The organism is Brevundimonas sp., from assembly GCF_016463295.1.
Classification (GTDB): Bacteria; Pseudomonadota; Alphaproteobacteria; order Caulobacterales; family Caulobacteraceae; genus Brevundimonas.
Map to the genome: position 1 here is coordinate 19,897 of NZ_JAEMRO010000028.1, position 7,131 is coordinate 27,027.

7 protein-coding genes are annotated in these 7,131 nt (G+C 66.2%); 2 read left to right on the forward strand and 5 right to left on the reverse strand.

From position 1 onward, the window contains the following. The first annotated feature begins 97 nt into the window (after positions 1-97). Together JHC81_RS07915 and JHC81_RS07920 are read left to right on the forward strand one after the other, a co-directional pair. Positions 98-1,258, forward strand: coding sequence for a glycerate kinase (locus JHC81_RS07915; protein WP_292172999.1), 1,161 nt, complete (start codon positions 98-100; stop codon positions 1,256-1,258). Further along, positions 1,255-2,700 carry an SLC13 family permease gene (locus JHC81_RS07920; RefSeq protein ID WP_292173001.1) on the forward strand — a complete coding sequence of 482 codons (1,446 nt, stop codon included), beginning with the start codon at positions 1,255-1,257 and terminating at the stop codon, positions 2,698-2,700. The genes JHC81_RS07915 and JHC81_RS07920 overlap by 4 nt, the downstream gene beginning before the upstream one ends. A 4-nt stretch (positions 2,701-2,704) precedes the next feature. Here JHC81_RS07920 and JHC81_RS07925 read toward each other — a convergent pair whose 3' ends face one another. The 5 genes from JHC81_RS07925 to JHC81_RS07945 all read right to left on the reverse strand — a co-directional run. Beyond that, complete coding sequence (locus JHC81_RS07925) at positions 2,705-3,004, reverse strand: PepSY domain-containing protein (RefSeq protein WP_292173003.1); 300 nt, start codon at positions 3,002-3,004, stop codon at positions 2,705-2,707. 248 nt (positions 3,005-3,252) lie between these two features. Then, positions 3,253-3,681: a 50S ribosomal protein L19 gene (gene rplS / locus JHC81_RS07930; RefSeq protein ID WP_292173005.1), complete on the reverse strand. Its 429-nt coding sequence runs from the start codon at positions 3,679-3,681 to the stop codon at positions 3,253-3,255. Next, a complete protein-coding gene (trmD, locus tag JHC81_RS07935; protein ID WP_292173008.1) occupies positions 3,678-4,439 on the reverse strand; it encodes a tRNA (guanosine(37)-N1)-methyltransferase TrmD in 762 nt (253 codons plus the stop codon). Before trmD ends, rplS begins: the two co-directional genes overlap by 4 nt. Before the next feature lie 787 nt (positions 4,440-5,226). Further along, positions 5,227-6,435, reverse strand: coding sequence for an NAD(P)/FAD-dependent oxidoreductase (locus JHC81_RS07940; RefSeq protein WP_292173011.1), 1,209 nt, complete (start codon positions 6,433-6,435; stop codon positions 5,227-5,229). A 148-nt stretch (positions 6,436-6,583) separates the two neighbouring features. Next, positions 6,584-7,131 (reverse strand): DNA polymerase (locus tag JHC81_RS07945; RefSeq protein WP_292173014.1); only part of this gene is annotated, 548 nt, incomplete at its 5' end.

Genomic DNA, 7,131 nt, shown 5'->3' on the forward strand with positions numbered 1-7,131 from the left:
ACCGCAGACGCCCAGCGAGTCAATGCTAGTGCCAGAAGCGCGTCACGTGCATGGTGATCAGGTTGACATCCCGTAGTTCGATCAAGCGACAGACCCGATGACCCTGCGCGTGTTGGTGGCCCCCTCCGGATACAAGGAATGTCTTGAAGCGGATCGCGTCGCCGATGCCATCGCCGTCGGCGTGGTGCGCGCCATGCCCGATGCGCGGGTGACCACCCTGCCGCTGGTCGATGGTGGCGAGGGATTTGCGCAGGCCATGGCCGTGGCTACGGGAGGCAGGACCGAACGCCTGGGTGTCACAGGCCCCGTCGGTCAGCCGGTCGAGGCGGTCCTGGGCTGGCTAGGTGGCGACGCGACCCGCACAGCCGTTGTCGAGATGGCTCAAGCCGCGGGGCTCAGGCTGGTCCCGTCCGATGCCCGCGATCCGATGAAGACTACGACGCGGGGCGTGGGCGAGCTTGTGGGGGCGGCACTGGATCGCGGGGCAGACCGCATCCTGGTGGGATGTGGCGATTCCGGTACCAATGACGGTGGTGCGGGCATGGCCCAGGCCCTGGGCGTAAAGCTCCTGGATGCGGATGGACGCGACATTCGGCCCGGCTGCGAGGGGTTGGCCGATCTTGTGAGCGTAGACATCGGCGGGCGCGACCCTCGGCTGGATACCGTGCGGATCGAGGCGATCTGCAACATCACCAATGTCCTGTGCGGCCCTAGAGGCGTCGCGCGTGTGTTCGGACCTCAGAAAGGCGCCTCGCCAGACATCGTCGAGCGAATGGTTGCGGCCCTCGACACCTATGCGGCGGCGCTGGAGACGGCTTTCCAGATCGATGTCCGTCAGATGCCCGGTGGCGGAGCGTCAGGCGGTCTGGGGACGGGGCTGAGGGTGCTGCTGGGGGCCGAACTGCGGTCCCGTTACGATGTGGTCTTGCCCTATTTTGATCTGGATCGTCGCTTGGCCGAGGCCGATCTGGTCTTCACCGCAGAGGGCGGCATCGACCTGCAAACCCCGAACGGCAAGATACCGGTCGAGGTAGCGCGCCGGGCCAAGCTGCTGGGCCTGCCGGTCTTCGCCCTGGCCGGGGCTGTCGGAGATCCGGCACGGATCGTCTATGAGCATGGGGTGGATGCCTTCTTCTCGACCGCCATGCGCCCCTGCCCGATGGAGATGGCCATGGCGGAGGCCGAGACCCAGCTCGCGCTCGGGGCCGAGAACGTGATGCGGACCGTTCTGGCCGGTCGGGCCATGCCGCGCGGATGACGGCGGCAGGGGCGCAGACGTCCAGACCGAGGCGCTGGCTGAAGCCAATCGGGCTGCTGATCGCATTCGCCCTGCTGGCCATACTTGTGCTGATGCCCGTCGATCTGTTCCTGCCGGGGCGCGTGGCGCTGGCGGTGTTCGGTACGGCCGTAATTCTGTGGGCGACGACCAGGCTGGACGCCGCATGGATCGCCCTGGCAGGCGCCGTCGCGCTGGTCCTGTTCGGGGCAGCGGGCCAGCGCGACGTCACCGGCATGCTTGGCGACGACATCATCTGGCTTATGATCGGGGCTTTCGTCATCGGCACGGCCTTCGAAACGAGCGGGCTCGCCGCCCGCCTGACCGGAGCGGTGGCGGCACGGGCACGGACGACGGGCCAGCTGTTCTGGCTGACGACCCTGGCCCTCATCCCGCTGACCTTTCTGATCCCGTCCACCTCGGGCCGGGCGGCGGCGACACTTCCGGCGCTGAATGCCTTCTTCGGCGCGGACCGGGGCGCAGAGGCTGAGCGGGGGCGGCGGGCCTTTGCCATTCTGATCCCGACGATCATCCTGGTGGCCACGACGGCGGCCCTGACCGGGGCCGGCTCGCATCTTCTGGCCGAAGACCTGCTGTATCAACGGATCGGCGAACGCTTCGGCTTCGCGCAGTGGGCCTTGTGGGGCCTGCCGTTCGCCTTGGCCGTATCGCTGGCGTCGTGCTGGGTTGTCCTGAGGCTGTTCCTGAGCCGCGACGAGCGGGCCACCGCCGTCCCCCGTTCAAGTCTGGGGCAAGGGCCGATGACGCCCGCCGAATGGAAGACCCTCGCCATCGCCGCCATCACCTTTGGCCTGTGGTTCACGACCGCGTGGCACGGATATCGTATTGCCAGCGTCGCCGTTCTGGCCATGATCGTCCTGACTGCGCCGGTGATCGGCGTCCTCAAGTTCAAGGCCGCGATGAAGGCGGTGAACTGGTCGCTGGTGGTGTTCGTCGGTGCCGCCCTGCTGCTGGGGCAAGCCCTGATCAATACGCAGGCTGCGGGCTGGCTGGTCGGCGGCCTGTTCGATATCACCAATCTGGACACCATTCGCGGAGGGGATGCTCCGGCGATGGTGGTCGTCGCGGCCATCGCCCTGATCAGTCTGGCCTCGCACCTGTTCATGACCAGCCATGTGGCCCGGATGGCGGCGCTGGGACCGCCGTTCATCCTGATGGCCCAGACGGCCGAACTGAACCCCGTCGCGGTCCTATTCATCGCCACGGCGGGCATGAACTATTGCTTGACGCTGCCGGTCTGTTCGAAGGCCTTGTTGTTGTTTCAGGATGTCGACGGCGTCACATTTCGGCCTCGCGATCTCATGCGCCTCAGCGCCGTGCTGATGCCGGTGCATCTGGTGTTGATGATCATCTTCTATTTCGGCTGGTGGCAGTGGACCGGTCTAGCCCTGGCTGCGGGCTGATCGGTCAGTCATCGTCGTCACGCGCGGGCGCTTCGCTGCGGTCTACATTGGTGACTCGCCCGTCGCGATTGATGGTGACTTCCACATTCCGTCCCCGACGATCGCGGCCTTCGATTTCCCAGCCGCCATCATCGCGCTCAACCTCCTCCACCTCGACCATGCCGTAGCCACGCGCGATCTGTACGGCTTGGGCCTGGGTGACCTCGCGCCGCGTCGAAGCACGGTCGCGGTCCTGCGCGAACGCGGCCGCGGGCAGGCTGAGGGCCAGTAAGGCGACTGTCGTTCTAAGTACGCGCGAGAGCATCACGGCTTTCCACTGATGTGGCGTCGACCAAGGGTCCACGTCATCTTCTAGAACCATACCTCAGAATGGTAGATGCCTCAAAGGCGTGCGACGCGGCCGACCTTATTGCGTGAAAATGAACCGCGGTCCGTCCCGGCGATTTTGCTCTGCGCCCGACATTCGAAGACTGTCGGCACATTGCTGCGTCAAAGAAAAAGGCCCCGGCGTTTCCACCGGGGCCTTCTTCAATCTCGAACCGATGAAGCGGTTTAGGCTTCGGTGTCGGCGGCCTTGTCGGCGGTGCCGGTTTCCGGAACGGCCACGCCCTTGGCGGGACGCACGGTCTGCTTTTCGGCGATCCGGGCCGACTTGCCGCGGCGGTCACGCAGGTAATACAGCTTGGCGCGACGCACGACGCCGCGACGTTTCACTTCAATGGCGTCGATGTTCGGCGACATCAGCGGGAAGACGCGCTCGACGCCCTCGCCGAAGCTGATCTTGCGCACGGTGAAATTCTCGTTGATCCCGCCACCGGCGCGGGCGATGCAGACGCCCTCGAAGGCCTGGATGCGTTCGCGCTCGCCTTCCTTGATCTTGACCATGACGCGCAGCGTGTCGCCGGGCTGGAAGTCGGGAATGGCGCGTTTTTCGATCAGGCGGGCTTTTTCTTCCGCCGCGATGGTCTGCAGGATGTTCATTCGTCTTCTCCTCGGGCTTTTGCGCCCTTTAGCTGTGATTTGGCGGAAGCGGATTCCGCAGTTTTTGTCTTCTCAAGATGCACCGCCCAGAGGTCCGGCCGTCGCGCCTTCGTCGTCTCTTCCCGCTGTGCCTGACGCCATTCGGCCACCCTGCGGTGGTCGCCCGACACCAGGACCTCGGGTATCTCCAGTCCCTCGAACGTCCGCGGTCGCGTGTACTGCGGATGCTCCAGAAGACCGTCCTCGAAACTCTCTGACGACAGGCTGTCTGCCGCGCCGAGCACTCCGGGGATCAATCGTACGCACGCCTCGATCACCACCATCGCCGCCGCCTCGCCACCGGCCAGGACCGCGTCGCCGACGGCGACCTCCTCGAACCCGCGCACGTCCAGCACGCGCTGATCCACCCCCTCGAACCGGCCGCACAGGACGGTGATCCCGTCATGCGTCGCCCAGTCTTTCACGCGTGCCTGGGTCAGGGGCCGACCCCGGGCACTCATGTACAAAAGCGGCCGCGAAGACCCCGGAATGCTGTCGAGCGCCCGGGCCACCACGTCCGCTTTCAATACGGCTCCGGGCCCGCCACCCGCAGGGGTGTCGTCCAGGAAGCCGCGCTTATCCTCGGAAAAGTCCCGAATGTCCAGCGTCTGCAAGGCCCACAGCCCCTTCTCGCGCCAGGCGGTGCCGATCAGGCTCACCCCCAGCGGCCCCGGAAAGGCCTCGGGGAACATGGTCAGGACGGTGGCGGTGAAGGGCATGGCGGCAGGGTTTAGCGACGAAATGCAGGCCCGCGAAGCCAAATCTGACGGCCCAGCCAGCCCCTTGACTTGATCCGGCCGGACCAATCACTGTTCTGAAACATCGAGGGGATGACGAATGCGGCTACAGTTTCTCGCCATCATCGGCCTCGTCCTTTCCTCCTGCACATCACTCCCTGAAGCACCCTCAACTCCGATGCGGAACGAGACCGTCAGGCTTGAGCCGACAGGGGAGCTCTCGCTTAGAGCCGGGGACTACGTCGATACTTCCGGCTTCGTCTTTGTGATCGGCTTTGAAGAGGATGCGCAGGACCTTTCGACACCGAATTCTGTGTCGTGGTCTATCGGCTTTCGAAACTACTGCCGTGATCGTCCCAGCCGGGTTCGCTCGGTCGTCAAGGGTCCGTCGGGGCAAATTTGGGGTGGGTACCCAGCGTTCGTACCGGCCGGACCTGACCACCCTCAGTATTGGTCCAGCGGCGGCAGCGGAAGCGAAGAGTATGGCGGACCAGCAACGCCAGGAATTCTGGAAGCCATTACCCAAGGCGGTCAGTTCATTCTGGCTGTCGAGGATGATGAGGGTCAGCTGTGGAATGCCGTAACCATCGACACCTTGACGCCGGAGGCTAGAAATCGGCTTTTTGCGGCCCAGCCCTCAACTGCGCCGCGCGAGGAAAGCATGCTGGTTGTGGCCCCGGCACCTGCGGCGGTTGCGCCCCGCTCTCCCAGAACTTGCCCCTGAGGAGGGCTCCTCAAATCATAATCGGGTGGAGGTCGGGGGCGGCACTCAACACACCTGCCCCGCCGCCCATCCTGACGACCAGGCCCACTGGAAATTATAGCCGCCCAGCCAGCCGGTGATGTCGACGGCCTCGCCGATGACGAACAGGCCGGGGACGGCGGGCGCGGCCATCGTCTGCTGTTCCAGCTGGTCCGTCGCGACGCCGCCCAGGGTGACCTCGGCGGTGCGATAGCCCTCGGAGCCGACGGGCTTGACCGTCCAGGCGTTCACCGCCTCGTCCAGCCGGCGCAAGGTCTTGTCGCCGATCTCGGCCAGCTTGCCCTTTACGCCTTCGCGCTCGGCGATGCTTTCGGCGAGGCGGCGCGGGACGATGTGGCCAAGCGCCGTGTGCAGCATCTGCTTGCCGTTTTCTTCCTTGGCGGCCTTCAGCCGGGCATAGACGTCCTCGCCGGGGGCCAGGGCGGCGGTGATCGCCTCGCCCTCGCGCCAGTAGGAGCTGATCTGCAGGATCGACGGCCCGGACAGGCCGCGGTGGGTGAACAGCAGACCCTCCTTGAAGGTTGGCCTATCGCCCTTCGGGCTGGTTGAGGCCGTTCGGACCTCCGCCTCGACCGACAGGCCGGACAGGGGGGCCAGCTTCTCCAGCAGGCCCGGCTCGAAGGTCAGGGGCACCAGGGCGGGGCGGGTCTCGGTGACCCGAAGGCCGAACTGGCGGGCGGTGTCATAGGCCCAGCCGGTGGCCCCCATCTTGGGGATCGACTTGCCGCCGGTGGCCAGCACCAGGGAGGCGCAGCGCACGACCGAGCCGTCCGACAGGGCCGCCTCGAAGCCTTCACCGTCGCGGGTCACGCGCTCCACGCCGGTGCCCATCTTCAGCACCGCCCCGGCGGAGCGCATGTCGTCCGTCAGCATGCGGACGATCTGCCTGGCGCTGTCGTCGCAGAACAGCTGGCCCAGCGTCTTTTCGTGCCAGGCGATGCCGGCGCGATCGACCCGCTTGATGAAGTCGTGCTGGGTGAACCGCTTCAGGGCGCTGGTGGCGAAACGGGGGTTCTCGCCCAGGAAGTTGGCCGCCGTGGTGCCCAGATTGGTGAAATTGCAGCGCCCGCCGCCCGAGATGCGGATCTTCTCGCCGGGATTGCGGGCGTGATCGACGATCAGGACGGAGCGGCCGCGCCGGGCCGCCTCGGCCGCGCACATCATGCCGGCGGCTCCGGCACCGACGATCAGGACGTCTACGGTCTGTGGCTTCATGCGGGCGTCCTAGCACCGACGGGGACGGGCAGCGAGGCCCGAGAGCCTGAGGGCGGGGGCGTCAGAGCCGCGTCAAACAACGAGCGCGCCTGCGAGCATCTCTTGCATGGCGAAGGCGCGTCTTGACCCTGCTAGGTATATGTACCCCTCAGTGCGCCTCGTCCCAGTTCGCCGCCGCGCGCGCCTCGACCACCAGCGGCACGCTTAGCGCCACGGCCGGTTCCGCCGCCTTTTCCATGACCCGCTTGATCACGGCGATGGCGCGGTCGGCCTCGGCTTCGGGAGCTTCGAAGACCAGTTCGTCGTGGACCTGGAGCAGCATGCGGGTGCTCAGGCCTGCGTCGGCCAAGGCCCCGGGCATGCGCATCATGGCGCGGCGGATGATGTCGGCGGCGGCCCCCTGGATGGGGGCGTTGATGGCGGCGCGTTCGCCGAACTGGCGCTCGGCGGCGGATTTGGACTGGATGGCCGGGATGTGGATGCGGCGGCCAAAGACGGTGGAGACCGTGCCGGTTTCCCGCACCAGGGCCTTGGTCGCATCCATATAGGTGCGGATGCCGGGGAAGCGTTCGAAATAGGTCTTGATGTAGGCCCCGGCCTCGCCCTGGTCGATGTTCAGCTGATTGGCCAGGCCGAAGGCGGAGATGCCGTAGACGATGCCGAAGTTGATGGCCTTGGCGCGGCGGCGGGTCTCGG